Raw genomic sequence first — 25475 nt, 5'->3', positions numbered from 1 at the left:
GGTTCGGAGGGGACGCTGGGCGTGATCACCGGGGCCACCTTGCGTCTGCTTCCCGCCCGGCGGGCCACCCGCGCCGGCGGGAGCCTGCCCGTCAGCCGTGCAGATGGTGCCGCGCACGCGGGCAAATTCGGCCTCGTCGATCACCCCGTCTTCCCCGGCCATGCGTTGCAGCATGGCGGGCGGCACGGCCAGCAACTGCCCGTCCACCCCCACCGGGGGAGCCTCGCCCGCCGCCGCCGCGCGGATCGCCGCGTTGAGCTGGGCGCGCACCGTCTCCGGGTCGGCGCTGCAGAAGGTGACGCGGATCTGCGCGAAGCGATCCGGATCGGCGCGGAAGGCCCCGCCCTGGGCCCCTTCGGCAGAGCACAGCCGGTTGCGCGTCGCTGCCCACTCAGTCTCGTCGATCAACCCGTCATCGCCCGCCATGCGCTGCAACATCTGTGGCGGAATGGTGATCGGCTGCCCGTCCTCGCCCACCGGCGGGGCCTCGCCATCGGCCTGGGCGCGCAGGACCGCGTTCAGGCGGGCGCGCAGGGCTTCCTGGTCGGCACCGCAGAAGGTGGCGCGCAACTGTGCGAAGCGCTCGGGATTGCCTTGGAACGCTGCCCCGGCACCAGGCGCGGCAGGCGCGGCTTCGCCGGCTGCGCCCACGAAGCCGCCAGCCGGTCCGCCCGCTGCCGGGCCGCTGGTAGCCCGAGCGCCGCCGGTGCCCGCACCACCCTGCCCGCCCGATGCCGAGCCGATCTGGCCCGACATGTTCAGGCCGAATTGCAGCCGGTCCTGGGCCTGCCGGGCAAAGTTCACCGGCCGCTGGTCGATCTGCACCAGCCGCCCGCTGGCATCGCGGGTGATGCGATCGGCAAAGGCTGCCTCTATCGCCGGGGTCAGCGCCGGGAAGCCGGAAGCGACGTTGGTGGAGCTGTTGTTGATGTAATCGAAGGTGAAGCGCGCGTTGTCGATGAACGGCAGTTCCCATTGCAGGCCCAGCTTCCAGTCGCTCTGGTTCTGCGTCAGGAGCGCCGGATTGCCGCCGGTGATCACGGTGACCAGCGCGGTCTCGTTGCGGACAAGGTCGAACACCGGGACGTTGAGCGTCGCCAGTTCCGGGTTACCCAACTGGCTGAGCGTGGGTGCGGTATCGCGGTTGACGTAGGTAGCGTTGAGGGTGAGCTTGTCGGTCAGCCCCCAGGTCAGGCCCGCGGTCCAGTCATACAGGGTGCCGAAGTCGGACAGTTCGTCCACCCCGCCGCTCAGGTTCAGGGTCAGATCGCCGATCGCACCAAGGAACTCCTCGTCGCGGCTGGTCAGAGGGATCGCCACATTCGCCCCGCCAGCCACGCGCTGGCGGGAAAGATCCGTCAGCACGCCGGGATTGCGGGTGTCGGTGCTCCTGATCCCGTTCCAGCGCGCTTCCGTATCCAGCGTCAGCGAGACATCGCCCGCCGGCAGGCGCAGCGGATTGGTCCGTGCGGTCACCTGGGTATCGGCGGTATAGGTGCGGCTGCGCGCCTCGTCAGCGCCGGCATCGGCGAACGTACCCAGGTCCGCGTCCAGCGCCAGCGTGCCCGCGGCGGCGGCATTGACCAGCGACAGGGTATCCAGCCGCCGCTGGGTGGTGGAATAGCTGCGGCCCAGCGTGAGGTCGGCGGTGCCGGTTACCTGCCAGTCGCCCAGCCCCAGGTTGATCGCCGCGCCCGTGGCATAGCTTTGCGTGCGCCCGTCCACCGTCAGCGGATCGGCCACGTTGAAGGTGCGCAGCGCGCTGGCCCCTCCCGGAGCGACCAGCAGCACGCTGTCCAGCCCTTGCAAACGCAGGTTGTCGTCCCGCTCGTAGCTGGCCGACAGGCTCAGCGAATTGCCGGTGCCGATGCGGGTGGACCAGTTGAGCGTGCCTTCCAGCGAGGATGAATCGCTCACCAGGCTGCGATAGGCGGCCGGATCGGGATCGGTGGCATAGGTGGGCGGGCTGGACTGGATGATGCCACGCTCGGCCTCGGTCAGCACGCTGGAGTTGCCCCAGCTGAGGTTGGCGTTGAGGCGCGAAGGGCCATTGATCATCACATAGGTGGCTTCCACCTCCTGTGCGGAATAGCCGCCATCCCACGGCTGTTCCGATTCAGCCTCCACCTCGCGGCTGGCGAAGTTGCGCTTCAGGATGACGTTGATCACGCGCTGGTCGGCGGAATAGCCGTATTGCAGCGCCACTTCCTCGGGGAACACCTCGAACTTCTCGATCGCCTCGGGCGGATAGCTGCGCAGTTCGCGGAAGTTGGCGATGCGCACGCCGTTGACCAGGATGACCGGCTGCCCGCCGCCGCGCCCGCGTCCGCTCTGCACCTGCGGGCCCAGCGCGGTCAGCAGTTCGGCGATGGAGCCCGCGCCATAGGCGGCGATGTCGGCCTCGTTCAGCTCCAGGATCGGCGGCTGCACCGCCTCCACCGCGCCGATCAGCCGGGCGCCGGTGACCAGGATGATGTCGTCATCCGCGGCTGCCGCCTCGTCCGCCGCATCGCCTGCTGCCGGGGCCTGGGGAGTCGCCGGCGGCACCTGGCCGGTGGCATCCTGCGCCAGGGCCGGGTTGGCCGCCAGCACCAGGGTTGCGGCCAGCGCGGCCAGGCTGGCGGATTGCGATAGGCGGCTGTTTTTCACGCGGGGGGTTGATCCTGATCCTGTTGTGCAGTGCGATATGTTCAGCAGGCGAGAACCGCACAACCCGCAGTCGGGTAATAAAGTGTCTCAAATGTATGCCACCTGTCGCGATCGTATCGCCATACGGGCTTTTTCCCCCGCCCGGTGCGGCTAGGCTTCCCTTTTCGCCTTCCCGCCGCTATGGCGCGCCCCCAGCCCCTTACAATTTACGGAATAGCTCTCGCTTATGGCCAAAGAAGAACTCCTCGAAATGCGCGGCAAGGTAGTGGAACTGCTGCCCAACGCGATGTTCCGGGTGGAGCTCGAGAATGGTCACGAAGTGCTGGGCCATACCGCCGGTCGCATGCGCAAGAACCGCATCCGCGTGCTGGTGGGGGACGAGGTGCTGTGCGAGCTGACGCCGTATGACCTGACCAAGGCGCGCATCACCTACCGCTTCATGCCGGGACGCGGCGGGCCCGGCCCGCAGTAATCGCGGGACCGCTGCAATGGCGGGCCCGACCCTGATCCTTGCTTCCGCCAGCCCGCGCCGCCGCGACCTGATCGCGCGCCTGGGCGTGATGCCCGCAGCCGTGCGCGCGGCGGATATCGACGAAACGCCGCTGAGGGCCGAACTGCCGCGCGTCTATGCCACCCGCATGGCGCGCGAAAAGGCGCTGGCGGCGGCCGACCCCGCCTCGCACGTCCTGGCGGGCGACACGGTGGTGGCCTGCGGCCGCCGGATCCTGCCCAAGGCGGAAGACGAGGCAACCGCGCGCGATTGCCTGGCGCTGCTGTCCGGTCGCCGCCACTGGGTGCTCTCCGCCGTGGCCCTGCTGGCCCCGGATGGCACCATGCGCGAGCGGCTGAGCGAGACGCAGGTGCGCTTCAAGCGGCTCTCCACGCAGGAGATCGATGCCTACATCGCCAGCGGCGAATGGCACGGCAAGGCGGGCGGCTATGCCATCCAGGGCCGCGCCGAAGGGCTGGTGGCCTGGCTGGCGGGAAGCCATTCGGGCGTGGTCGGCCTGCCGCTGTTCGAAACGCGCGCGCTGCTGCTGGCTGCGGGGTTTCTCCTTGGCTGACTGGCTGATCGAGGACGGGATCGGCGAAGAGCGGGCGATCCTGCTGGCGGGCGATGGCGTGCTGGCTGCGCAGGTGCGCTGGCCGGGCCAGCTTGAGGCGGGTCTGGTGGAGGACGCGCAGCTTGTGGCCAAGCCGCGCACCTCCCCGCGCGGCCGCGCCCGCTTTGCCAGCGGCGAGGAGGCGCTGGTCGACCGCCTGCCCCCCAGCGCCAGCGAAGGAGGCACGATCCGGCTGGAAGTGACCCGCGCCCGCATCGGCGAAGGCCGCCGCGTCAAGCTGGCCCAGGCCCGCCCGACGCAGGACACCCCCCGCCCCGCCCCCACCCTTGCCGAGCGGCTGGGCGCGAAGGTGGTGCGGCGTTTCCCCGCCGACACATGGGAATCGGTCATCGAAACCGCGCAGGACGGGCTGGTGGCCTTCCCCGGCGGATCGCTGACCATCACCGCCACCCCGGCGATGACGCTGGTGGACGTGGACGGGCTGCTGCCCCCGCGCGCGCTTGCCCTGGCGGCGGTGGAGCCGCTGTCCCGCGCCCTTGCCACGCTTGGCCTTGGCGGGGTGATCGGCATCGATTTCCCCACGCTGCAGGGGAAGGATGATCGCAAGGCGGTGGACGTGCAGCTGGCTGCCCATCTGGCGGACTTCGATCATGAACGCACGGCGATGAACGGCTTCGGCTTCGTCCAGCTTGTCGCCCGGCTGGAGCGTCCCTCGCTGCTGCACCGCTGGCAGTTCGATCCTGCCGGGGCCGCCGCCCGCCTGCTGCTGCGTACGGCCGAGGGCGACAGGGGCACCGGCCCGCTGCTCCTCACCGCCGCGCCCGCCGTGCTGGCCGCGATCCGGCCCGGCTGGCTGGAGGAGCTGGCCCGCCGTCTCGGCCGCCCGGTGAACACCAAGGCCGATCCCGCGCTTGCCTTGCACGGCGGATTCGCCCAGTCGGTTGCCGCATGAATCGCGCCATGAATCGCTCGTGCCCCATCTGCCGCAAGCCCCGCGTGGAAGAGTTCACCCCGTTCTGCTCGGCCCGCTGCCGCGACCGCGATCTGGCCCGCTGGTTCAATGACGATTACGCCGTGCCCGGCCCGCCTGCGGACCCCGAGGAAATCGCCCGGGAAGATTAAGAAAGCCCCTTGCCAAGCGACGGAGCCTTCGCCATAGCGCCGCTTCCATCGCTGGCTCGCCCTTCACCAAGGGCTGCAGCAGAGGCGTGGCCCGGGTAGCTCAGGGGTAGAGCAGACGACTGAAAATCGTCGTGTCGGTGGTTCGAATCCGCCCCTGGGCACCACTCTCCTTTTTGGCCGGCGCGAAAGCAGCCGCCACACCAACCCTCCTTTCGCGCCTGCGTTTAGCCTTTCTGACAGGCGCGAAAGCAGCCGCCACGCCAACCCTCCGTTTGCGCCTGCGGTTGGCGGCCAGGCAGCACTTGGCCCGGCCGCCTCATCGCCCGCTCAGAAGTTGTGCGCCAGCGTCAGGCCAAAGGTGCGCGGGTCGCCCGGCTGGCCGGCGATCAGGCCGGTGCTGCCGGGGGCCACGCTCAGCAGTTCGAAGAATTCCTCGTCAAATGCGTTGCGGACCCACACGAACAGGTTGGCGCCTTCATCCGTACGGAAGCCCAGCCGGAAGTTGGCCAGCGAGTAGCCGTCAATCCAGGTATAGGCCGAGGGTGACGGGTTGGACGAGAAGCGCGAGCGGAAATTGCCGTCGAAGCCCAGATACACCTCGCCTGGCTGGCCCAGCAGGTTGACCGGCACATTGGCTTCCGCACCGTAGGACAGGCTCCACTTCGAGACGCCCGCGATCCGCTGGCCCGAGATGTCGCAGCTGGCCGGGCTGTTGCCCGGCGTGCCCGGTGCCGCCACCGGCGTACCCGAACCACCGCCCGACAGTTCCGGCGGGCACGGCGCGCCGGTGAAGCGGACGTACTTGGCATCGGTGTAGGCGGCATTGGCATAGGCGCGGAAGCGGTCGCTCGGCTGCACGGTGATATCCGCCTCAAGACCCTGCGTGCGGACCTTTTCGGCATTGGCCAGGTAACCGCGCGTGGTGCTCACCTGCCCGGCGTTCACCAGCGCCTGGTAATCGCCGACATCGGTGCGGAAAGCCGCCAGGTTGAACACGCCCAGCCGGCCCGGCAGTTCGGTCTTCAGGCCGGCTTCATAGTGGTCCACCGTCTCCGGCCGGATCGCTCCCACCGCGATCAGCGGGTTGCCCTGAGAATCGTTGGGCACGCCGTTCAGGTTGATGCCGCCGGTCTTGAAGCTGCGGGCGTAGGTGGCATAGCCGAGCACTTCCGGCGCGATCTGGTAGCTCGCGGTGAAGTCGTAGCTGAAGTTCCAGTCACTGAACGACGGCTCGATTCGCTGCGGGGTCAGCGCATCTCGCCGGGCCACGGTGCGCGGATTGGTGATCGGAATGCCCTGCGCATCGCGGAACAGCACCGGGTTGTCCGCGCCATCGAACACCAGCCGTTCATAGAGGCCGTTCTTCTTGTCCCAGTTGAGGCGAACGCCCGGCTGCAAGGTCAGGCCGGGGGTCACTTCCCAGCTCACCTGGCCAAACAGCGCGGCGCTGGTGTTGTCCAGGCGGATGTCGTTGTAGGCGACCACCCCGTCCAGCACGGTGGGATCGCAGGCCAGCGTGGTCGGCGTGGCGCAGCCGCTGGAACCGACCTGCACGTTGCCGGGGTTCAGCAGCCAGCGGCTGGCGGCGGAGCCGAGGCTTTCCGTTCCCTGCGTCCGCACGGTCTGGTGGAAGCCGAACAGGCCCAGCACCGCGTCCACATTACCGGCGGAATAGTTGTAGCGCAGTTCCTGCGTGTACTGGTTCTGCTGGCTGGGGTTCTGGCTGCGGGTGGTGATCGGCAGGCCTGTGAAATCGCGGTCGTTGGCCGGACCCCAGTCCCAGAAGCGCCAGGCGGTGGCGCTGGTCAGGGTGCCGTCGCCCAGGTCCCATACCGCGCGCAGGCCCACGCCGCCGATCTCGTTCCTGGCGGAAAGGTCCGCATCCACGTCGGTCAGCCGGTCGAACGGGTCGCGGCTGGGCGGCGCATAACCCTGCGCGGCGGCCAGCGCCTCGTACTGGCGGTAGAGCGGGCGCTGGGTGGCCCCGGTGCGGACATAGACCGTGCCGCAGCATTCCGGATTCTGGGTCGAGTAGTCGCCCGACAGCGTCAGGTCGAGCGTGTCGCCAGCCTGCCACAGCACCTGCCCGCGCAAGCCGATGTTGTCCTGTTCGTTGATGTATGTGCCGGTGGCCACGTTGAACAAGGTGCCCCGGCGGCTGGTGCCCGACAGCGCCAGGCGCGCGGCCACGTTGTCGCTCAGCGGGCCGGACAGCGCCGCCTTCACCTGCTTGAAGCCCAGGTTGCCGATGGTCGCCTCGATGCGGCCTTCCGGGGTGAAGCTCGGCTGGTTGGTCTGGATGTTGATCGCGCCGGCGGTGGTGTTCTTGCCATACAGCGTGCCCTGCGGCCCGCGCAGCACTTCGATCTGCGCCACATCCAGGAAGTCGAACGTGGCCGAGGCAACACGCGAATAATAGATATCGTCGACATAGATGCCCACGCCCTGTTCGAACCCGTCGTTGGTAAGGCCGAACGGCGCGCCGATGCCGCGAATGGACAGCGAGGTGTTGCGCGGGTTGGAGCTGTAATACTGCACCGTGGGGGTCAACTGCTGCAGGCGGCCCACGTTGAAGGCGCCGGTGTTGTCGAGCTGCTCGCCGCCGACCACGCTGATCGCCAGCGGGATGTCCTGGCTCTGCTCCTCGCGGCGACGGGCGGTGACGATGATGGCATCGTCGGGGGCGGTGTCGTCGGCTTCAGGCTGCGTCGAGGCTGCGGTAGCAGGAGCATCCTGCGCGGCAGCAGGCACGGCAAAGGCGATTACGGCTGCGGACAGCAGCAGGCGGCGGACGAACACTTGGGACATGGGATGAGGCTTTCGATTAGGAAAAGGCCGATCATCCGGTGGTCCAGTCTGCTGCCAGGGAAGGGATAAAGGAGTGCTGCTGCCGTGGTGCCCGTTGTCGGGTCAATCGGCCAGGCGGCGCTTTTCGGTAACGTCGATCTGCTGCACCCGCCCGTCATGCACGACGAGCTGGATGGCGCCGAATTTCAGGCGCGAGAGGGCATCGGAGACGACACCCAGCGCCTCGGCCAGACGGCGGGCCTGGTCGGGTGGCTGCTCACTATCGCGGGGCATGGGAGTCCTTTCGGGTTGGCCTTGGTTACAGGCCCCCCTAAACTCAAGCGAATTACTTGACAATACGGCGTGGCGCAAAGTTTTGCGTCCTGCGGTGATAGGAAGCCTTCGTGCGGCGAAGCGATCAGGCTTCCAGTTGGTCGTCGGTAAACCCCGGCACCGGATCAATCCGGTCCGACAGGCGCACGGCATCGAGCTGTTCGGCCGTGGCATCGCGCACCCGCAGCATCAGCGCGCGGGTGCGGCATTCGCCTTCTTCCACGCAATTTTTGCATTTTTCGTGCGCGAAGCGGCTGGCGCAGGGCACCAGGGCCAGGCTGCCGCGCATCACGCGGATCAGGTCACCGTAGCTGATGTCCACCGGCGACAGCGCCAGCCAATAACCGCCATCGCGCCCGCGCTGGCTGACCACCAGCCCCACCCGGCCCAGTTCGGACAGGATCACGGTGAGGAAGTTGGCGGGGATGTTCTGCTTCTCGGCAATTTCCGCAAGCTGCACCGGGCCTTTGCCGTAATTGTCGGCCAGGTGCTGCATGGCGCGGATGGCATAGCGGGTCTTTTGGGAAAGCATGACGCTTTGTCTATCCGTCCGCTTGGGTTAGCAGTCAACCCGCCCACCCGCAGGAACCTCCCGAACATGGATACCCAACTGGCGATCATCTGCGCGCTGACCGCCTTTATCAACCTAATCGGCACCCTGGCCTATGCCGCGCGCATTGCCGGAGTGCGCACCCGGCGCATCGCCACCAGCCTGGCCCTGTTCAACGTGCTGGTACTGTTCAGCCGCACATCCAACAGTTTCCTGGGACCATTCCTGGCCAGCCGGATCGAGACGCGGCTGGTAAACGGCGGCGGGGAGACGCTCGTCACCGATTTCCGGCTGGTGCTGCTGGCAGGCAGCCTTGCGGTGCTGGTGGGTATCGTGTTGCTGCCCACGGCGCAGCGGCTGTTCGTTCACGCGATCGACCACTTCCAGCGGCACCGATCCGTAGTGAGACTGGCCTTTGCCGCGCTGACGCCGGATGGCCTGCGCGCGGTGCGGGCTTCGGGCGCGGTGCCGCACGCCGCCAGCCTGCGCGGCGGCGGGATGCCGCCGGGGATCACCTGGCAAGTGCTGGCGGCCAATGCCCTGGCGCAGATGCTGTTGGCGACCGGCGTGCTTGCCTCGCTCTATGCCGGGTATCTCAACCCGGAATTCCGCGTCACCGCCTCGCAGCTTTCCGCCGTGGTGAATGGCCTGGCCACGATCCTGCTGTTCGCCTTCATCGATCCGCAGCTGTCCGCCCTGACCGACGACGCACTGGAGCGCGAGGTGAGCGAGGGCGCGTTCCGCCGCGCAATCGGGTGGATCTCGCTCAGCCGCCTGGCCGGCACGCTGCTGGCACAGGTGGTCTTCGTGCCGGCAGCGGTGCTGGTGGCCTGGCTGGCCGACTTGTTCTAGGCGGCCAGCGGCTGCACCACGGGTTCGGAAATGAACGCCGGTTCGGCGGGCACTTCCTCCACCGGCGGGGCTGGCTCAACCGGAGCGGGCGCCACCGGCGCAACGGTCGGAATCGTCATAGCGCCGGTTGCGGAGGGAGCGGCGGCAACCGGCTCCTCGTCCAGCTCGCCCATCAGCGCGGCAATGCGGCAGTCGCGCGGCGGCGGGCGGTTGTGCAGCGCCTCGATCTCGCGCTCGCGCCGGCACAGGTAGTATTCGCGCAGCGCCGTGTAGGGGTCGATCGAATCGCGGATTTCGCCCAGCGTCTCGTCAAACTCCATGCGGAACTGCAGCGAGCTGATCGTGTAGGCCGGCACCGCATAATATGGCGTATCGAGCGGCGGGCCGACGATGAAGGGGACCACCGCCTGGTCAACCAGGCTGCCGAACATGTCGCGCAAGGTGGTCGCGCCGATCAGCGGCAGATAGAAATAGGGTCCCGGCCCCACGCCGTAATAACCCAGCGTGTTGGCCAGGCCATTGCGCCGCCAGGGCAGGTTGAACGGATCGTCCGAAGCCACATCGAACAGGCCCGCAACGCCCACGGTGCTGTTGATCACGAAGCGGCCCAGCGTCTCGAACGCCTTGCCCGGCTTCAGTTGCAGCATGAAGTTGATGGCGTTGACCGGTTCCAGCAGGTTGCGCAGGAAGTTCCGCAGGCCATTGCGCAGCGGCTTGGGCAGGTCGTCCTCGTAAACCTCGGCCACGGGGCCGATCACGGCCCGGTCAAGATCCTGCGCCACATCGAACACCGCTTCGTTCAATTGCGCTGCCGGATCGCCGGGCGGCGGGCCGACGGCCCCTTCCACGATGATCACGTCATCGCCGGTGATCGGCTGTTCTGCCGGAGGTGCATCGCCCCCGGCGGCAGCGGCGGGCGGCTGGGGCAGCGGTTCACCCTGCTGGGCCAGGGCCAGCGTGGTTTCCTCACCCGCCAGCGGCAGGGGGGGAATCGCATCTGCCGGCAGGGCAACAGGCGTGGCTGATGCTAGCAAAACGGGAACAATCGACAGAGGCATTGCGAATCCGTAACTTGGGTTGGGCCGCACAGTGGCAGCCGGTTACCGGTTACGCAAACCCTGGCCCTTCGTTCCTGAACATATCGTTGCAGGATGGCTCAGAACGCCTGGGCGATCCCCATCTTGGCTGTGAAGCCCAGCGTGCTGTGGGTGAAGGGATCGAAGTTCTGGTCCAGCCGGGCAAACGGGGCATCGGCGTCCAGCAGGTTGGCCAGCGTGACGCTCAGCGTGGTGTCCGTTGGCAGCGCCCAGCGCCAGACTGCGTCCAGCGTGGTAAAGGCGGTGATGCGCTTGCCGCCGGTGACCGAAGCGCCCGCCAGCGTGCCCGGGTTGGGGCCGAACACGGCGGCGCCGCGCTGGTCCTCGTAGCCCGCGATATGGTTTACCTGCAGCCGCAGCCAGTGGTCGCCCAGCCGCGCGCCCGCCCAGGCCTGGCCCTTCCAGCGCGGCAGCGGATAGGCCGTGGTCTGGAAATTGAGCAGCCCCACGGCATTGAACGCGCCCTGCACCGGCACGCCCGCCACCACCTGATCGCCGATGCGATAGGTGAAGACATAGGAGCCCGCCGCCCCCACCTGCACCTGCGCCGGGCCCAGATCGTGATCGTAGCTGCCGGACAGGTCCAGCCCGCTGGTGGTCACATCGGCCGAGTTGAAGGCATAGGTGGCCATGCGCTGCACGTTGCCCACCGCGCAGACCCCGCCGCTGAAGGTGAAGCGGGCCTGCAAGGCGGCATAGGCCGGGTTGCCGCAATTGGCCGTGCCGCTGGCGCCGAACATGGCGGCGACCATGCCACCGACCGGCTCGTTCTCGATCGCGCCGCTGAAATCGTAGCGCCACCAGTCGACACTGAAATGGAAGCCGCCCCTCTCGATCACCGCGCCGGCGTTCCAGGTGGTCGCCTTTTCGGGCGCCAGGCCCGGGTTGGCCAGCAGGTCCACCGCGCGGAAGGCCCCGCCGATGAAGGTCAGCGAGACGAGGTCCGCACTGGTCTGGTTGCGCGGCGCGCCGCGGAAGGTCTGGCCCGCGCCGCCGCGCAGCACCAGCCAGTCCGCCGCCTGCCAGCGCAGCCGCGCCTGCGGATCGAAGCTGGAGCCGCCGTTACCGCTGAAGTCCTCGAACCGGGCGGAGAGCTGCAGGTCCAGGGTGTCGACCAGCGGCACCTGCCATTCGGTGAACAGCGCCGCCACGTCATCCGCCACGGCATAGTTGCGGCCCGCGCCGATGAAGCCCAGCGCGCCGGTCTGCGTGGCGCAGGTGGCCGCCGGGTCCAGCGCCGATCCGGGGCACGGGAAGGCATCCAGGTTGCCCACCCCGCCGAAAGTGCGGGCATAGCGGTTGTGCCGCGTCTGGGCGCCAATCGCAAAGCGCACCGGCCCGCCGCCAAGGTCGATCCCGGTGTTGCCCGACAGCACGGCATCGAACACCAGCTGCGTGGTGTTGGCCGTGCGGGCGGAGACGCGGTAGAAATTGCCGATGGTCGCCAGGTCGTTCACCAGTCCGCGCCCGGGGGCGGTGGACTGGCCGGCAAAGGCCCCGTTGCCGGCATAATTGGGGTTGGCCGTGCCCATCACGGTGTTCATCGCCACGCCGGTGGAGAACGGGTTGAAATACGAACAGCCGTTGGTCCCCGCCACGGCGGCCAGTTGCTGGGCGCTTAACCCCGCGCGGCTCTGCGGCGTGGCATAGGCGCAATTGGCCCCGCCGAAGCCGGCGAGGGCATTCTGCAACAGGTCCACCAGGCTGTCGCCCACCTCGAAATAGCGGGCGTTGCGCGAGAACGTGGCGCCCAGGTCCAGCGCCAGATCGTCGGTCAGGTCGGCCGAGAGGTTGGCGTTGAGCTGGTACAGGCTGGCGCGATAGTCCAGTTCTGCCGTGCCGCGATCGTTGGCAAACAGCGGGTTGCCGCCCAGCAGAAACGGGCGGAAACGCACCGGGAATGCCAGCGCCGGCTGGTCCGGCTGCCCGTTCGCGCCCAGCGAGCAGCCCGCCGCCGCGCCGAATCGCGCGCAATAGTCGGCCAGCGCCGGGGCATAGGCGGGGATCACGAACAGGCCCGTCCCGCCAAAGGCCGCGTGGGCACTGGGGGCGATGGTGGGCAGGAAGCTGGGGCTGGTGTTCAGCACCGTATCGGTATGGCTGTAGAGCCCGCCCACGCGCAGCCGCGCGCCATCGGCCAGGGTAAACTCCAACTCGCCCAGCGCCTGCCAGCGCTCCTCCGGCTCGACCAGGTTGGTGAAGCCGAGGTAGCTGGTGTTGCACAGGTCGGCGGTGGAGCCGGGCAGGCTGCGGAAGCCGCCCAGCCCTTCGCAGCCCAGGTCCGCGGTAAAGGCCGTGCCACCCGCGCTGCCGTTGAAATCGAAGTTGCCGGGATTGCCGCCGCCGGAAAAACCGCCCTGCGGGTTTTCGTCGAAATCGCGCCAGGTGAAATCGCGGTGGGTAATCCGCAGTTCGCTGCGCCGCTGGTAACCGCCGGCCAGGAACACCCGGACCATGCCATAGTCGCGGCCATAGCTGGCACTGGCGCTCCAGTCGCCGTTCGATCCGTCGATCCAGCGATAGTCACCACCCACCAGGAACCCGTCCTGGTCGGTGCGGGTGATGAAGTTGACCACGCCGCCGATGGCGTCCGAGCCATAGGTGGCCGAAGCGCCGTCCTTCAGGATCTCGACCCGGTCCAGCGCGGCTTGCGGGATCAGGTTCACGTCGACCACCGGCAGGTTGCCCGCCCCGGTGGAGACCACGCGGTGGCCGTTCAGCAGCACCAGCGTGCGCTGCGGCCCCAGCCCGCGCAGGTTGATGCTGGCCACGCCCTGGTTGAACTGGCTGCGCGGGTCGAACTGGCTGGCATCGCCGATCACCCCGCTGGACACCGGCAGGCTGCGGGAAAGGTCCATCAGCGTGGGGCTGCCCTGGGCGGCCAGTTCCTCGCCGCCCAGCACGTCCACCGGGGCCGCGCCATCTTCCGCCGATCCGCGGATCAGCGATCCGGTGACCACGATGGTATCGCCATCCTGGGCGAAAGCCGGAAAGGCCAGGGCCGAAGCCATGCCGAAAAGAGCCAGCCGGGAAACCCGGCGCCGCGCCGCTGCTGTCATGTCGCGCCCCTTGTGATCCTGCCAGGCCAGGCCTGTCAGGAGCGGGCGGTTAGTGGGGAAGCTGCCTGATGGCAAACCCGTAATGCGTTGCGTGGCGCAACGTAAGCCCTGCTCAGATCAGCCGATCTGCGCGCAGGTGCCCTCGCCCGTCACGGTCAAATAGGTCGACTGGCCGCGCGCCACGATGCCGCCAGTCTGGCTCGATCCATCGGCGCACTGCACCTCCACCGCGCCGTCATAGGGCGGAATGCCGAAGTATCGCCCGCCCGGCAGGCCCAGCAGGCTGCGCCCGCCGTGAAAGCCGACCACGCTGGCCTGGCTGACCATGCCTGTCCGGTCCACCACCACGACATAGCCGGCATAGGAGGTGAAGGCCGCGCCTGCGACCAACATCACGACAAGGAAGATGCCAAAGGCGCGCAACTGCTTCATGGCGCGCATGTTAACCGTGTCGGGTAAACAAATCGCTGATCCGTGGTGGAACGCTACCTGCCCGCACGTTGCCAGCGCGGCCCCTCGCGTGTATAGGCCGCCCCAGCACGCCCCGGCGGATGCGAGGCAGCGCGCTTCGCCAGCCGGGGCGCTGTCGTTTTCCGGTGCTTGCCAGCACTCCAGAATAAGGTTCCCTGCCCATGTCCCGCCGTCGCCAGATCTACGAAGGCAAGGCCAAGATCCTTTACGAAGGCCCTGAACCCGGCACGCTGATCCAGTATTTCAAAGATGATGCCACCGCTTTCAACGCGGCCAAGAAGGGCACCATCAACGGCAAGGGCGTGATCAACAACCGCATCAGCGAGCATGTGTTCACCCGCCTGGCGCACATCGGCATCCCCACCCACTTCATCCGCCGCCTGAACATGCGCGAGCAACTGGTGCGGCAGGTGGAGATCATCCCGCTGGAAGTGGTCGTGCGCAACGTGGTGGCCGGTTCGCTGTCCAAGCGCGTGGGCCTGCCCGAGGGCGAGATGCTGCCGCACACCCTGATCGAGTACTACCTGAAGAGCGACGAGCTGGGTGATCCGATGGTGGCCGAGGAGCACATCGCCTGCTTCAACTGGGCCGGGCATGACGAGATGCAGGACATCTCGGCCATGGCCATCCGCATCAACGATTTCATGTGCGGCATGTTCGCCGCGATCGGCATCCGGCTGGTGGATTTCAAGCTGGAATTCGGCCGCATCTGGGATGGTGACTATAGCCGCGTGATCCTGGCTGACGAGATCAGCCCGGACAACTGCCGCCTGTGGGACATGACCACCGGCGAAAAGCTCGACAAGGACCGCTTCCGGCGTGACCTGGGGGGCGAGGAAGAAGCCTACCAGGAAGTCGCCCGCCGCCTGGGCCTGCTGCAGGATGACGGTTCGCCCGGCGAGGTGCTGGACATGAGCGCCCACCGCACCCGCCTGCGCAACACCCCGCCCAAGCCGAAGAAGTAACCGCTTCACCGGAAAAACCGGGTCCGGCTTGCGGTGTTGGCCGCCTCCGCCACGGAGGCAGGCCGGGGCTGCTCTCAGGCAAGGGGCAGGACTGGCGAGGGCCGGCTACATGGCCGGTTCGAACCACACCTGCCTGCCGGGGAAATCCACCACCATCCGGGTTTCCAGCAGCCAGTCCATGCCCAGGATCACCGCTGGCCGGTCGGCCACCCCGAAGACCTCGAACACGTTGAGGTCGGCCACCAGCACAGGGGCAACCGCAAGGTGCCGGTCGCCCAGATGGACATCCTGCACCTCAGTAGCTCCCGTCTCCAGCGCCACGTTGGTGGCCCCATAGATCGTATCGCCCGCCGAGAGGTCTTCCGGCGCAATCCCCAGCAACCGGGCAAGGTTCCAGTTGATCCGGGTCTTTCGTGCGCCGGTGTCGATTACGGCCGTGGCGGTGACCGATCCGATGCGGACGGGCACCGTCAGCAGCTCGCCGGCGGTGGGCGTGGCGGCGGCGGGGTTGGTCAGCAGACCGGAGGGAACCTGCCCCGGCGCCAGCAGGGCCACCCGCTGCCTTGGCAGATCGAAATCAAGGGTGCGATCCCCGAAAATATCCAGCCCCACGATCCCGGCAAGCGGCACCCCGTCTGTCCGCGGAGGCAACTTGACGGCTTCGATGGGGCCTTTGCGCACGCCATCAAGCGTCAGCGCCTCGATGCTGGCGGTTGCCAGGCTGGAAGCGCCTGTCTGGCCCTGAAGCTCCATGCTCCCGGCATCGGGAATGGCATGGGTGTTGGCAAAATCCTCGTAGATCGCGCTGCCTTCGGCCCCGGTATCGATGACGAACTGGTGCTCTCCGAAACTGCCAACCACGGGCACGGTCGCATGGCCCGATGCCGCGATCCGGATCGGCACTTCAGCCATAGCGGGGGGCGTGAGCAGCAAGGATGCAAGCACTGCTGCCAGACCCGATCTCGCGGATGCATGTTTCACGCGCAAGCCTTTCAGGTAACCCGGCCGGACCATATGGGCGTGCCAGCCGTTGTGCAATGTGGCCCAAACCGGGGACGCCCCGCCAGGCGGCGGGTGATCCGCCGTTGCCGGCTGGCGCGGATGATAAGCAATTGCCCGTTCAGCATTCCTGCGCCATCAAGCGGGCCATGAACCTGCGTGCCTTTTTCGCGCTGACCAGCGCGCTTGCCGTCACCCTTCCCGCCCCCCTGCTGGCCCAGGCCCCGGAATACCAGCACCCGGAACAGGTCATCCACCACGTCACCGCGCCGGTCAATCCGGCGCTGCTGGAGGCGTTCGGCATCGCGGGGTCCGACCTGCCGTTCGATACCGGCTATCGCATTGGCGTGCTGGACAACGGCCTGAAGTTCATCATCCGCCAGAACGGCACCCCCGCGGGCCAGGGCATGGTCTACCTGTGGATCAACACCGGCTCGCTGGGCGAGGAGGAAGACCAGGCCGGCTTTGCCCATTTCCTGGAACACATGGCCTTCAACGGCAGCACCCGCGTGCCCGAGGGCGAAATGGTCCACCTGCTGGAGCGCGAGGGGCTGGCCTTCGGGCCCGATACCAATGCCAGCACCGGTTTCGACCGCACACTCTACCAGCTCAATCTGCCGCGCAACGATCCAGCGCTGTTGGATACCGCGCTGATGCTGATGCGCGAGACCGCCAGCGAGCTGACGCTGGACCCGGATGCCGTGGCGCGCGAGATCGGCGTGGTGCAGTCCGAGCTGCGGGTTCGTGATACCTACCAGCTCAAGAACTCGCTGGCGCAGTTGAAATTCCTCTATCCCGGCGCGGCCTTTGCCGAGAACTGGCTGGGTGGATCGCCCGAGAGCGTGGGCACCGCCACCAGCCAGCGGCTGCGCGATTTCTACACCCGCTGGTACCGGCCCGATAACGCCGCGATCATCGTGGTGGGGGATTTCGATGCCGCAGCGGTAGAGGCCGCCGTGCGCCAGCACTTTGCCGGCTGGACCGCGCCCACCGTGGAGGAACCGGCCAATGCCGGCCCGTTCGACTTTGCCCGCGCCGGGGAAACGCAGGTGTGGCTGGACCCGGCGCTGGCCGAGCAGGTGACCGCCACCCGCACCGCGCCGTGGATCGACCGGCCCGACACCGTGGCCACCCGCCGCGAACGGGTGCTGCGCGAGATCGGCTATGCCATCGTCAACCGCCGCCTGCAGCGTCTGCAGCGTGACGAGAACCCACCGTTCCGCGGGGCCGGCTTCGTAACCGAGGAAGTGTTCCAGGAGGCGCGCTCCACCTCGCTGGTGGTGCAGGCCGCCGAGGGCGAATGGCAGCGCGGCCTGGCCGCCGCGCAGGAGGAATACCGCCGCGCCCTGCAATTCGGCTTTACCCCGGCCGAAGTGGCCGAGCAGGTGGCCAACCTGCGCGCCTCGCTGGAAGCGAACGCTGCGGGGGCGGCCACGCGCGATAACCGCAATTTCATCACCGGCGCGCTCACACTGCTGGAAGACGCGCAGGTGCCCACCACGCCGCAAAGCGCGCTGGAGCGCTTCATCCAGCACGAGCCGCTGATCACGCCGGAAGCCGTGCTGGCCGCCTTGCAGGCCGATGCCGTGTCGCTGGACAACCCCCTGATCCGCTATTCCGGCCGCACCGCGCCCGCCGGGGGCGAGGCCGCCCTGCGCGCCGCGTGGGATGCCGGCATGGCCACCCCGCTGGTGGCGCGCGAGGAAGCAGCCGCAGGCCAGTTCGCCTATACCGATTTCGGCCCCGTGGGCACGGTGGCAAGCGACGTGGTGGAACCGCTGCTCGGCATCCGCACGATCACTTTCGCCAACGGCCTCAAGCTGAACCTCAAGCGCACCGACCTGCAGGAGAACCGCGTCTCGGTGCAGCTCAACATCGATGGCGGCGAGCTGCTCGACACGCGCGAGAACCCGCTGGCCACGGCCATGACCAGTTCGCTGATCACCGGCGGCCTGGGTGCCCATACGCTGGACGAGCTGGTGACGATCCTGGCCGGCAAGCAGGTGGGCATCAACATCGGCGCTGGCGACGAGACGTTCCAGCTATCCGGCACCACCACGCCGGGCGACCTGGAGCTGCAACTGCAACTGATCGCCGCCGCCGTGACCGATCCCGGCTATCGCCCCACGGGCGAGGAACAGTATCGCCGCAGCCTGGCCAACTTCTTCGCCCGCATCAATGCAACGCCCGCCAGCACGCTGGGCAACGCGCTGGGCGGCATCTTGTCCGACGGGGACCCGCGCTTCACCCTGCAATCGCCGGAGGCCTACCAGGCGTTGACCTTTGCCGGCCTGCGCCAGTCGATCGGCGAGCGCTGGCAGAACGGGGCGATGGAACTGGCGCTGGTGGGCGATTTCGACGAGGAGGCGACCATCGCCCTGGTCGCCCGCACGCTGGGTGCCCTGCCCCCGCGCGAAACGGCCTTCGGGGAATACACGGAAAACCGTGTTCGCAGCTTCACCGCCGACCGCTCCCCCCGCACGCTCTATCACCAGGGCGAGGCCAACCAGGCGCTGATACGGATGATGTGGCCCACCCGCGACGGCGAGGACCTGCGCGCGGCGCTGGAGCTGGACCTGCTGGGCCGCGTGCTGCGCCTGCAACTGACCGACTCCTTGCGCGAACAACTGGGCCAGACGTATTCGCCCGTGGCCGACAGCAACACCAGCCGCGTCTATCCCGGCTGGGGCACCATGTCGGTGGGGGCCGAGATTGCGCCGGACCAGGTGGAAGCGGCCCGCGCAGCGATCCTGGATGTGGTCAGCGCGCTGCGCGCCGCCCCGGTGGATGCCGACGTGCTGCAACGCGCCCGCGCCCCGCTGATCGAGACCTACGAGAACCTGCTGAAGACCAATGGCGGCTGGATCGGCCTGGTCGACCGCGCGCAGACCCAGCCCGACAGGCTGCAGCGCTACATGGCCGGGCAGGAGACGATCCGCAGCGTGACGGCGGAAGACCTCCACGCCATGGCCCAGCGCTACCTCGATCCGGCGCAACGGCTGGAGATCGTGGTGCTGCCGGAACCCGCTGCACAGCAATAGCTGCTCTCCGTTCGCCTCGAGCGAAGTCGAGAGGCCGTTTGACCTGTCTCGACTTCGTTCGCCTCGAACGGGTGGCGGTAAATCAGCGCGCCTTCTTCTTCCCGAACAGTTCGCGCCGGCCCCACACCCACACGCCGCTGATGGCGAGGAAAGTCAGCGCCCAGCCGCTGAGGAACACCAGCACCTGCCAGGCGAAGCCGCCGATGGTGGCATAGTGCGCGCCGCGCATCCAGCCGGCCACCGCGCCCGCGCGGGTGGTGGGCGGCGGCGGTCCCTGGCGGGCAACCTCTTCCTTCACCTGCGGCGCGCCGCCGGCCAGCGGCACGGTCACTTCGGCAGTCTTGCCCGGGCTGGACATGGTCACGGTCCAGGCCTGCGTTTCCTCCATCGGCGCGCGGATGCCGGTCAGGCGACCGTCATAGGCGGCCTGCGCGCTCTGCGCGGCGGCCATCCAGGCGGCGGGCTCCGCCTCCATCGGGGTGCCCTCCGGCCCGCCGGGGCGGCGGCGCTGCGGCTGCTCAACCCCAGGCTCGATCAGCGAGGCGAAGAAGCCGGGGAAGGAAATCCACGCGCCGCTGATGGCCTCGAAGATCAGCACCAGCGAGAGCAGGAAGCCCGACTGGCGGTGCAGGTTGAACATGGCCCCGCTGCGCTTCTGCCACTTCAGCGCCTGCACCGCGCGGCGCAGGCCGGGCCAGAAGATGACGATGCCCGACACGCCGGAAATGACCAGGAACAAGCCCATGATCCCCACCACCTGGCGGCCCACTTCAGGGATCAGCAGGATGCCGTGCAGCAGGTGCATGAAGCTCATGAAATCGGCGGTGTCGCCGCTGTCGATCGTCTCGGCGCTGTCGGGGTCCACCCACACCTGCCGCGCCACCGGCCCGCGGCTGCCAAGCTGCGGCGGAGAATAGGGAACCGAGGTAGCGACAATGGCCGTGCCCGGCTCGCCCAGTTCGATCTCGGCAATGGTGCCGTATTCGGCCAGCGCCGCGCGCGCGGCGGCCACGTGGTCCACGTTGAGCATGGCGGGGTCGGCCGTGGCGGCCACCTCGCGCTCCGGGTTGAACAGGGCCACTGTCTCTTCCGGCCAGACCTGCAGCGATCCGGAGAAGCCCAGCAGGGCCATCGGGACCAGCAGGACGATGCCCAGCCAGCGGTGGATTTGCAGCCACACCTGCCGACGGCGGGCACGGGGCGAGAGGTAGGGGGCGGCCTTGCTGCTCACGAATGTTCTCCAGTCCAGATAATCAGCGCGTAATGCGGCCCTATCGCCCCGCCAAGTCGCAAATTGCACTTTCTGGTATGACCGTTCGCATTGCCAGGCTCTGCCCACCCTTGCCCTTGCGCGCCGCCAGCGCCATAGGCGGACCCAGCAAAGCGACTCCTTACAGCAGCAGAGCGAGGCCAAGCCCCATGAAAGTCCGCGTCTTCGTCAGCCTCAAGTCCGGCGTGCTCGATCCGCAGGGCCGTGCCGTCCACCACGCGCTGGAGGGGCTGGGCTTCACCGGCGTGGAGGATGTCCGCGTGGGCCGCCTGATCGAGCTGGACGTGGCCGATTCGACCAGTGACGAGGCGCTGGACGAGATGTGCCGCAAGCTGCTGGCCAACATGGTCATCGAAAACTACCGGATCGAGAAGGTCGCCTGATGCGCGCCGCGGTCATCACCTTCCCCGGCTCCAACTGCGACCGGGACATGGCCGATGCGATCGCAAAGATCTCCGGCCGCGCGCCATTGCGGCTGTGGCACGGCGATGCCGAGTTGCCCGATGGCCTGGATTTCATCGCCCTGCCCGGCGGCTTTTCCTATGGTGACTACCTGCGCAGCGGCGCGATGGCGGCCAAGAGCCCGATCATGCGCGGCGTGATCGCCGCCGCCGGCAAAGGCGTGCCGGTGCTGGGCGTGTGCAACGGCTTCCAGGTGCTGACCGAGGCCGGCCTGCTGCCGGGCGCGCTGATGCGCAATGCCGGGCAGACCTTCATCTGCCGCACCGTGCCGCTGCGGGTGGAGAGCAGCCAGAGCCTGTTCACCAGCCGCTACCAGGCCGGACAGGTCATCCAGGTGCCCGTGGCGCATCATGACGGCAACTTCTTCGCTGACGAGGCGACGCTCGACCGGCTGGAAGGCGAAGGCCGCGTGGCGTTTCGCTATGCCGAACCGACCAACGGCTCGCAGCGCGACATCGCGGGCGTGCTCAACGATGCCGGCAACGTGCTGGGCATGATGCCGCACCCCGAACGCGCGATCGAAGCCGACCACGGCGGCACCGATGGCCGCGCGCTGTTCGAGAGTGTGTTTGCCACGTTGAGCGTGGGCTGAAGCCGCGCGGGCTAGCCCGCCGCCGGGCAGACCGCCAGGCCCATGATCCCGTCACCGCCGCCGCCACCTGCGGGCGCGCCACCCGGCGCGGTGCGCGGCGCACCGGCGTAGCGGGCGGAGGCACGCAGGCAGTCGTTTTCGGGATCGTATTGCGACCGGTCCTGCAAAGCCTCGACCGGTTCGGGCGGCAGCATCGCACGCAGCAGTTCAACTGCGCCCGCATAGCGCGGATCGTCGGCCAGGTTGACCTGCTCGAAGGGGTCGCTGGAATGATCGTACAGCTCGCGTCCCCGGCGGCCGCTTTCCCACTCGGTATAGCGATAGCGCTCGGTCCGCACGCTGCGCCCGCCGGTCACCTGCGATAGCGCGGGCTTGGTCCAGCTATCCAGATCGGGCTGATCCAGCAGCCGGGTCAGGCTCTCGCCTTCGTTGCGGCTGTAATGGGGAAGCCCGGCAAGATCGGTCAAAGTGGGATAGATATCGACCATCTCCACCGTCCGCGGCGAACGCTGCCCGGCATTGCGGGTGCCCGGTACGCGGATGATCAGCGGCACGCGGGCCGATTCCTCGAACAGAAGCTGCTTCTGCCACTGCCCGTGCTCGCCCAGCAGGAAGCCGTGGTCGCTGGTGAAGACCACGATGGTGTCATCGGCCAGCTCCAGCTCGTCCAGCGCGGCCAGCAACCGGCCCACCTGGGCATCCATGAAGCTGGTTGCCGCGTAATAGGCATGGATGAACTGGCGCTGCTCGTCCGCCGTCATGCCCAGGTTGTCGGGCGTCCAGGTGCGCGAGGCGGGCAGGACGGCGGCAAGCTGCTCCGGCATGGTCTGGGCAATGACCACCTGCTCCGGCGAATAGAGATCGAACCAGGCTTCCGGCACCACTTCGGGAACGTGCGGGCGATAGAAGCCGGCGGCGATGAAGAACTGCTGGCCGTTGGCGGCAGCCTCGCGCAGCAGGGCAATGGTCTGCGTGGCCACCATCCCGTCGGTCTGCTGGGCATCTCCGCACTCATGGCGCAGATAGGTCAGCGCCCCGCCATAGGGTATCCCCGGCGTCAGGTTAACCAGCCGATCAAGCGCCTGCATGTCGCAGCCGGAAGGATTGTAGCGTTCGTCCCACGAAGCGGGGTCGTCCAGCCCGTCACGGCCCACACCGCCGGGCACCCCCTGGTGGAATATCTTGCCCACGCGCGCAGTGTGATAGCCGCTCTGCCGGAAATACTGCGGCAGGGTCACAATGTCCGGCAGGTGTGTGCGGATCGGCGTGTTGAGGTCGATCACCCCCACCGTGTTGGGCCGCGTACCGGTGAGGAACGAAGCCCGGCTGGGTCCGCACCACGGATACTGGCTGTATGCCCGGTCAAAGGTGACGCCCTGCGCAGCCAGCCGGTCCAGGTTGGGCGTGATGGCCTTCCCGCCATAGGGCGCGATGCGGGCGTTGAGGTCGTCCGCGATGATAAACAGCACGTTGGGGCGGTGAACCTGCGCCTCCCCAGGCGCGGCGGCAGGAGCCGATTCCTGCGCACTGACCGCCGGCAAGCCCGCAAGCTGCACCAGGGCTGCGGTTGCCAGGGCGGCTGCCTTCAGAGTTTTCCGCATGGATCGCATAGCTGGTCTCTCGCCAAATTGGCCTGACCAGTTCATATTCGATCAGATCAGAGCCGCAAATTAGGTAAGACCAATTGGCTCACAGCTTCTCGCTTTGCAAGGTAATTCGCGGCCGGCGGAATTAGTCGGCCCTGCCAACGCAGGTGCGGCCGATCAGGCTGCGGCGATGTTCCGCCGCTTAACCACCAGGCTGCGCGCTTCCAGCGCCGGCATGGGGCGGCCGAAGTAGTAGCCCTGGATCTTGGTGCAGCCCAGGTCGCGGATCATCGCCGCCTGTGCGGCATCCTCCACGCCTTCGGCCGTGGTGGACATCTCCAGGCTGTTGGCCATGGCCACCACCGCGTTGATGATCGCCAGGCTCTCGGCGTTGTTCTGCGCCGCGCCCTGCACGAAGCTGCGGTCCACCTTGATGGTGGAGAAGCGCAGCGTGCGCAGATATCCGAGCGAGGAATAGCCGGTGCCGAAATCGTCAAGCGCGATCGAGCAGCCCAGGGCCAGGATTTCCTCCAGCGTCTGGCGCGCGGTGCGGCCATCGCGCAGGAACACGCTTTCGGTTACTTCCACCTCCAGCCGGTGTGACGGCAGGCCGGTATCGGCCAGCGCGCGCACCACGGTGCTGGCGAAGTTGGGTTCCAGCAACTGCTCGCCCGAAACGTTCACCGCCACGCGGATGGCGTTGGGCCAGGTCATCGCCTCGCGGCAGGCCTCGCGCAGCACCCATTCGCCGATCGGCACGATCAGGCGGGTGTCCTCGGCCAGGGGGATGAACTTGGCCGGGCTGACGAAACCATGATCCTTGCTGTTCCAGCGCAGCAGCGCCTCGAAGCTGACCACGTGCTCGCTGCGGGTGTTGACCACCGGCTGGAAGGCCAGCTCCAGTTCCTGCTTGCCGATCGCGTGGCGCAAGGATGCTTCCAGCTTCAGCCGCTCCTCGGCATTGGCGTGGAGGGTCGGCTCGAACCGGGCGTGGGCGTTGCCGCCCTCGTCCTTGGCGCGATAGAGCGCCAGGTCGGCGTTGCGCATCAGCGTTTCCACGTTGGACCCGTCACGCGGGCCCAGTGCAGAGCCGATCGAGGCACCGATGTACAGCGTGTGGTTGTCCACCGAATAGGGTGCGGCGATGGCAGCGATGATCGCCTGCGCCAGGTCCGCCACATAGCTGGCGCGCGAGGCATCGCGCACCACCACGGCAAATTCGTCACCCCCGAGCCGGCCGACCTGTTCGTTGGGGCCGATCACCTGCTGCAAGCGCTGCGCGACCTGCGCCAGCAGCTTGTCGCCAATATGGTGGCCCAGCGAATCGTTGACCGACTTGAAGCGGTCGAGGTCGATCATCAGGAAGGCGCAGCGGGCCTTCCACTGGGCGGAATAGCGCAGCGCCTCGTTGACGCTTTCGGTCAGCATCAGGCGGTTGGGCAGGCCCGTCAGCGTGTCATAGCGCGCCAGCCAGGCAATCTTTTCCGACGATTCGCGCTGCTCGGTCACATCGCTGCCCACGCCGCGGAAACCGGTGAACCGCCCCGAATCGTCGAACGCCGGGGTGCCCGAAAGCTCCCACCAGCGCCGCCCGCTGGCGAATTCGGCCTGCACGGTCAGGTTGGAGAAACTCTCGCGGCGCTTCAGCCGTTCGGCCAGCTCGTGCAGCGAAGGGGGCAGCGTCCCGGCCTGCCAGCGCTCGCCGGCCACCAGTTCGATCAGCCGCTGGCCCTCGGCCTGCTTGGGATCGAGCCCCAGGGCAAAGGCAAAGCGCGGGCTGGCCGCGCGGATGCGGCCCTGCGGATCGACCTGCCACAGCCAGTCGGCCTCGTTCTCCTCGAACTCGCGCAGCAGCAGGCTGACCACCTCGTCCTTCTCCGCCGCTCCCGCCTCGGCGATGCGGGCGATCAGGAACGTGCGCGCAGTGGAGACCGACCCGACGATGATGATGGCACTGAAGGCCAGGCTGGACATGGCCAGCAGCGGCTCCCCGGAAATGACGAAGGAAATGGCCGAGGCCAGGCCGCAGACGCTGGCCCAGACCAGCGAGGAGATGGGCGCCTGGGCCATGTTGGCGGCCGATCCCGCCGCCAACATGGCCAGCACGGTCCACATCGCGTGGTGATCGCCCTCGTCGCCGAAGGTGAACAGGCCCAGCATCGGCAACGACCACAGCGCGGCCATCATGGCGATGGCCCGGGCATGGCCGGTGAATTCGCTGCGGGTCATCACCCGGCTGTCAATGTTGGACAGGCGGTGTTCGATCTTCACCGTGTTGAACACGGCCAGGGCCACCAGGACCAGCCAGGCTGCCAGCAACCACCAGGGATTGTCGTCATGCAGCAGCGAAACGGCAATCGCCGCCGCCATCGAGTGGCCGGCCACGCGCAGCATGGCGTGGCGGTGAAGGTCACGATATTGCAGGGACCGCAGCCGCGCCCAATCGCCCTCCACCGGATCCTTCAACCCGATGATTTCCTTCGCGCCCAGGTTGAGCGGCAGGCTGGGCAATAGTGAGAAATTCTGCGTCACGCCCCTGCGATACGTTTAAAGCGTTAGCTTCAGGTAAAGCCGGG

Annotated in this window: 20 protein-coding genes and 1 tRNA gene; 10 read left to right on the top strand and 11 right to left on the bottom strand. The window is 67.8% G+C overall.

Going from position 1 to position 25475, the window contains the following annotated elements:
• Positions 1 to 2649, bottom strand: a 2649-nt coding sequence (locus GRI99_RS10510) for a TonB-dependent receptor (protein WP_160771989.1), incomplete at its 3' end; no start/stop codon positions are given.
• Positions 2650 to 2875: 226 nt separating this feature from the next.
• Between GRI99_RS10510 and infA the strand changes: the two genes are divergently transcribed.
• The 5 genes from infA to GRI99_RS10485 all read left to right on the top strand — a co-directional run bounded on the left by infA (position 2876) and on the right by GRI99_RS10485 (position 4999).
• The gene (gene infA, locus GRI99_RS10505) at positions 2876 to 3121 is read left to right on the top strand and encodes a translation initiation factor IF-1 (RefSeq protein WP_055920719.1); all 246 of its coding nucleotides are present in this window, start codon (positions 2876 to 2878) and stop codon (positions 3119 to 3121) included.
• 16 nt (positions 3122 to 3137) lie between these two features.
• Complete coding sequence (locus GRI99_RS10500; protein WP_160771988.1) at positions 3138 to 3713, top strand: Maf family protein; 576 nt, start codon at positions 3138 to 3140, stop codon at positions 3711 to 3713.
• Positions 3706 to 4665: an Rne/Rng family ribonuclease gene (locus GRI99_RS10495; RefSeq protein ID WP_160771987.1), complete on the top strand. Its 960-nt coding sequence runs from the start codon at positions 3706 to 3708 to the stop codon at positions 4663 to 4665. The genes GRI99_RS10500 and GRI99_RS10495 overlap by 8 nt, the downstream gene beginning before the upstream one ends.
• A complete protein-coding gene (locus tag GRI99_RS10490) occupies positions 4662 to 4835 on the top strand; it encodes a DNA gyrase inhibitor YacG (RefSeq protein WP_237438266.1) in 174 nt (57 codons plus the stop codon). Before GRI99_RS10495 ends, GRI99_RS10490 begins: the two co-directional genes overlap by 4 nt.
• 89 nt (positions 4836 to 4924) lie before the next feature.
• Positions 4925 to 4999 (top strand) — tRNA-Phe (locus GRI99_RS10485).
• Between the two features lie 163 nt (positions 5000 to 5162).
• Here GRI99_RS10485 and GRI99_RS10480 read toward each other — a convergent pair.
• The 3 genes from GRI99_RS10480 to GRI99_RS10470 all read right to left on the bottom strand — a co-directional run bounded on the left by GRI99_RS10480 (position 5163) and on the right by GRI99_RS10470 (position 8487).
• Positions 5163 to 7643, bottom strand: a complete 2481-nt coding sequence (locus tag GRI99_RS10480; RefSeq protein ID WP_160771986.1) for a TonB-dependent receptor — start codon at positions 7641 to 7643, stop codon at positions 5163 to 5165.
• Positions 7644 to 7745: 102 nt separating this feature from the next.
• A complete protein-coding gene (locus tag GRI99_RS10475) occupies positions 7746 to 7916 on the bottom strand; it encodes a YezD family protein (protein WP_160771985.1) in 171 nt (56 codons plus the stop codon).
• Positions 7917 to 8040: 124 nt separating this feature from the next.
• Positions 8041 to 8487: an RrF2 family transcriptional regulator gene (locus GRI99_RS10470; RefSeq protein ID WP_160771984.1), complete on the bottom strand. Its 447-nt coding sequence runs from the start codon at positions 8485 to 8487 to the stop codon at positions 8041 to 8043.
• Positions 8488 to 8553: 66 nt separating this feature from the next.
• Here GRI99_RS10470 and GRI99_RS10465 point away from each other — a divergent pair, with 66 nt between their 5' ends.
• Entirely contained in the window at positions 8554 to 9357 is an 804-nt protein-coding gene (locus GRI99_RS10465) for a lipid II flippase Amj family protein (RefSeq protein ID WP_160771983.1), read from the top strand.
• Here the strand turns inward: GRI99_RS10465 and GRI99_RS10460 are convergent.
• From GRI99_RS10460 to GRI99_RS10450, 3 genes are all read right to left on the bottom strand, one after another.
• The gene (locus GRI99_RS10460) at positions 9354 to 10415 is read right to left on the bottom strand and encodes an MlaA family lipoprotein (protein ID WP_160771982.1); all 1062 of its coding nucleotides are present in this window, start codon (positions 10413 to 10415) and stop codon (positions 9354 to 9356) included. The genes GRI99_RS10465 and GRI99_RS10460 overlap by 4 nt on opposite strands.
• Before the next feature lie 98 nt (positions 10416 to 10513).
• The gene (locus GRI99_RS10455) at positions 10514 to 13513 is read right to left on the bottom strand and encodes a TonB-dependent receptor domain-containing protein (RefSeq protein WP_160771981.1); all 3000 of its coding nucleotides are present in this window, start codon (positions 13511 to 13513) and stop codon (positions 10514 to 10516) included.
• Positions 13514 to 13630: 117 nt separating this feature from the next.
• Complete coding sequence (locus tag GRI99_RS10450; protein WP_160771980.1) at positions 13631 to 13954, bottom strand: hypothetical protein; 324 nt, start codon at positions 13952 to 13954, stop codon at positions 13631 to 13633.
• 191 nt (positions 13955 to 14145) lie between these two features.
• Between GRI99_RS10450 and purC the strand changes: the two genes are divergently transcribed.
• Entirely contained in the window at positions 14146 to 14949 is an 804-nt protein-coding gene (purC, locus tag GRI99_RS10445) for a phosphoribosylaminoimidazolesuccinocarboxamide synthase (RefSeq protein WP_160771979.1), read from the top strand.
• Between the two features lie 105 nt (positions 14950 to 15054).
• On the opposite strand, the gene GRI99_RS10440 is transcribed toward purC, so the two are convergent.
• A complete protein-coding gene (locus GRI99_RS10440) occupies positions 15055 to 15861 on the bottom strand; it encodes an aspartyl protease family protein (protein ID WP_160771978.1) in 807 nt (268 codons plus the stop codon).
• A gap of 236 nt (positions 15862 to 16097) precedes the next feature.
• Here GRI99_RS10440 and GRI99_RS10435 point away from each other — a divergent pair, with 236 nt between their 5' ends.
• Positions 16098 to 18989, top strand: a complete 2892-nt coding sequence (locus GRI99_RS10435; protein ID WP_160771977.1) for a M16 family metallopeptidase — start codon at positions 16098 to 16100, stop codon at positions 18987 to 18989.
• Positions 18990 to 19071: 82 nt separating this feature from the next.
• Here the strand turns inward: GRI99_RS10435 and GRI99_RS10430 are convergent, their stop codons facing one another.
• Positions 19072 to 20220: a PepSY domain-containing protein gene (locus GRI99_RS10430; RefSeq protein ID WP_160771976.1), complete on the bottom strand. Its 1149-nt coding sequence runs from the start codon at positions 20218 to 20220 to the stop codon at positions 19072 to 19074.
• Between the two features lie 188 nt (positions 20221 to 20408).
• Here GRI99_RS10430 and purS point away from each other — a divergent pair, with 188 nt between their 5' ends.
• Both purS and purQ read left to right on the top strand, forming a co-directional pair.
• Positions 20409 to 20642, top strand: a complete 234-nt coding sequence (gene purS / locus GRI99_RS10425) for a phosphoribosylformylglycinamidine synthase subunit PurS (RefSeq protein ID WP_160771975.1) — start codon at positions 20409 to 20411, stop codon at positions 20640 to 20642.
• Positions 20642 to 21313 carry a phosphoribosylformylglycinamidine synthase subunit PurQ gene (gene purQ / locus GRI99_RS10420; protein WP_160771974.1) on the top strand — a complete coding sequence of 224 codons (672 nt, stop codon included), beginning with the start codon at positions 20642 to 20644 and terminating at the stop codon, positions 21311 to 21313. Before purS ends, purQ begins: the two co-directional genes overlap by 1 nt.
• 11 nt (positions 21314 to 21324) lie before the next feature.
• Here purQ and GRI99_RS10415 read toward each other — a convergent pair whose 3' ends face one another.
• On the bottom strand, positions 21325 to 22914 hold the full coding sequence (locus GRI99_RS10415) for a sulfatase (protein WP_237438265.1): 1590 nt from the start codon (positions 22912 to 22914) through the stop codon (positions 21325 to 21327).
• A gap of 162 nt (positions 22915 to 23076) precedes the next feature.
• Complete coding sequence (locus GRI99_RS10410) at positions 23077 to 25431, bottom strand: putative bifunctional diguanylate cyclase/phosphodiesterase (protein WP_337192901.1); 2355 nt, start codon at positions 25429 to 25431, stop codon at positions 23077 to 23079.
• Positions 25432 to 25475: the final 44 nt, after the last annotated feature.

This window comes from Alteraurantiacibacter buctensis (genome assembly GCF_009827655.1).
Classification (GTDB): domain Bacteria; phylum Pseudomonadota; class Alphaproteobacteria; order Sphingomonadales; family Sphingomonadaceae; genus Alteraurantiacibacter; species Alteraurantiacibacter buctensis.
The sequence above is the reverse complement of the archived record's forward strand: the minus strand, read 5'-3'. Positions and strand labels throughout refer to the sequence as shown.

What these genes read in the sequence shown, in the direction of transcription:
- GRI99_RS10470 (WP_160771984.1), bottom strand. Translation starts at nt 8,487, where the DNA reads ATGCTTTCCCAAAAGACCCGCTATGCCATCCGCGCCATGCAGCACCTG.
- GRI99_RS10435 (WP_160771977.1), top strand. Translation starts at nt 16,098, where the DNA reads ATGAACCTGCGTGCCTTTTTCGCGCTGACCAGCGCGCTTGCCGTCACC.
- GRI99_RS10480 (WP_160771986.1), bottom strand. Translation starts at nt 7,643, where the DNA reads ATGTCCCAAGTGTTCGTCCGCCGCCTGCTGCTGTCCGCAGCCGTAATC.
- GRI99_RS10415 (WP_237438265.1), bottom strand. Translation starts at nt 22,914, where the DNA reads ATGCGGAAAACTCTGAAGGCAGCCGCCCTGGCAACCGCAGCCCTGGTG.
- GRI99_RS10490 (WP_237438266.1), top strand. Translation starts at nt 4,662, where the DNA reads ATGAATCGCGCCATGAATCGCTCGTGCCCCATCTGCCGCAAGCCCCGC.
- GRI99_RS10450 (WP_160771980.1), bottom strand. Translation starts at nt 13,954, where the DNA reads ATGCGCGCCATGAAGCAGTTGCGCGCCTTTGGCATCTTCCTTGTCGTG.
- purS (WP_160771975.1), top strand. Translation starts at nt 20,409, where the DNA reads ATGAAAGTCCGCGTCTTCGTCAGCCTCAAGTCCGGCGTGCTCGATCCG.
- infA (WP_055920719.1), top strand. Translation starts at nt 2,876, where the DNA reads ATGGCCAAAGAAGAACTCCTCGAAATGCGCGGCAAGGTAGTGGAACTG.
- GRI99_RS10460 (WP_160771982.1), bottom strand. Translation starts at nt 10,415, where the DNA reads ATGCCTCTGTCGATTGTTCCCGTTTTGCTAGCATCAGCCACGCCTGTT.
- purQ (WP_160771974.1), top strand. Translation starts at nt 20,642, where the DNA reads ATGCGCGCCGCGGTCATCACCTTCCCCGGCTCCAACTGCGACCGGGAC.
- GRI99_RS10455 (WP_160771981.1), bottom strand. Translation starts at nt 13,513, where the DNA reads ATGACAGCAGCGGCGCGGCGCCGGGTTTCCCGGCTGGCTCTTTTCGGC.
- purC (WP_160771979.1), top strand. Translation starts at nt 14,146, where the DNA reads ATGTCCCGCCGTCGCCAGATCTACGAAGGCAAGGCCAAGATCCTTTAC.
- GRI99_RS10475 (WP_160771985.1), bottom strand. Translation starts at nt 7,916, where the DNA reads ATGCCCCGCGATAGTGAGCAGCCACCCGACCAGGCCCGCCGTCTGGCC.
- GRI99_RS10465 (WP_160771983.1), top strand. Translation starts at nt 8,554, where the DNA reads ATGGATACCCAACTGGCGATCATCTGCGCGCTGACCGCCTTTATCAAC.
- GRI99_RS10440 (WP_160771978.1), bottom strand. Translation starts at nt 15,861, where the DNA reads ATGGCTGAAGTGCCGATCCGGATCGCGGCATCGGGCCATGCGACCGTG.
- GRI99_RS10500 (WP_160771988.1), top strand. Translation starts at nt 3,138, where the DNA reads ATGGCGGGCCCGACCCTGATCCTTGCTTCCGCCAGCCCGCGCCGCCGC.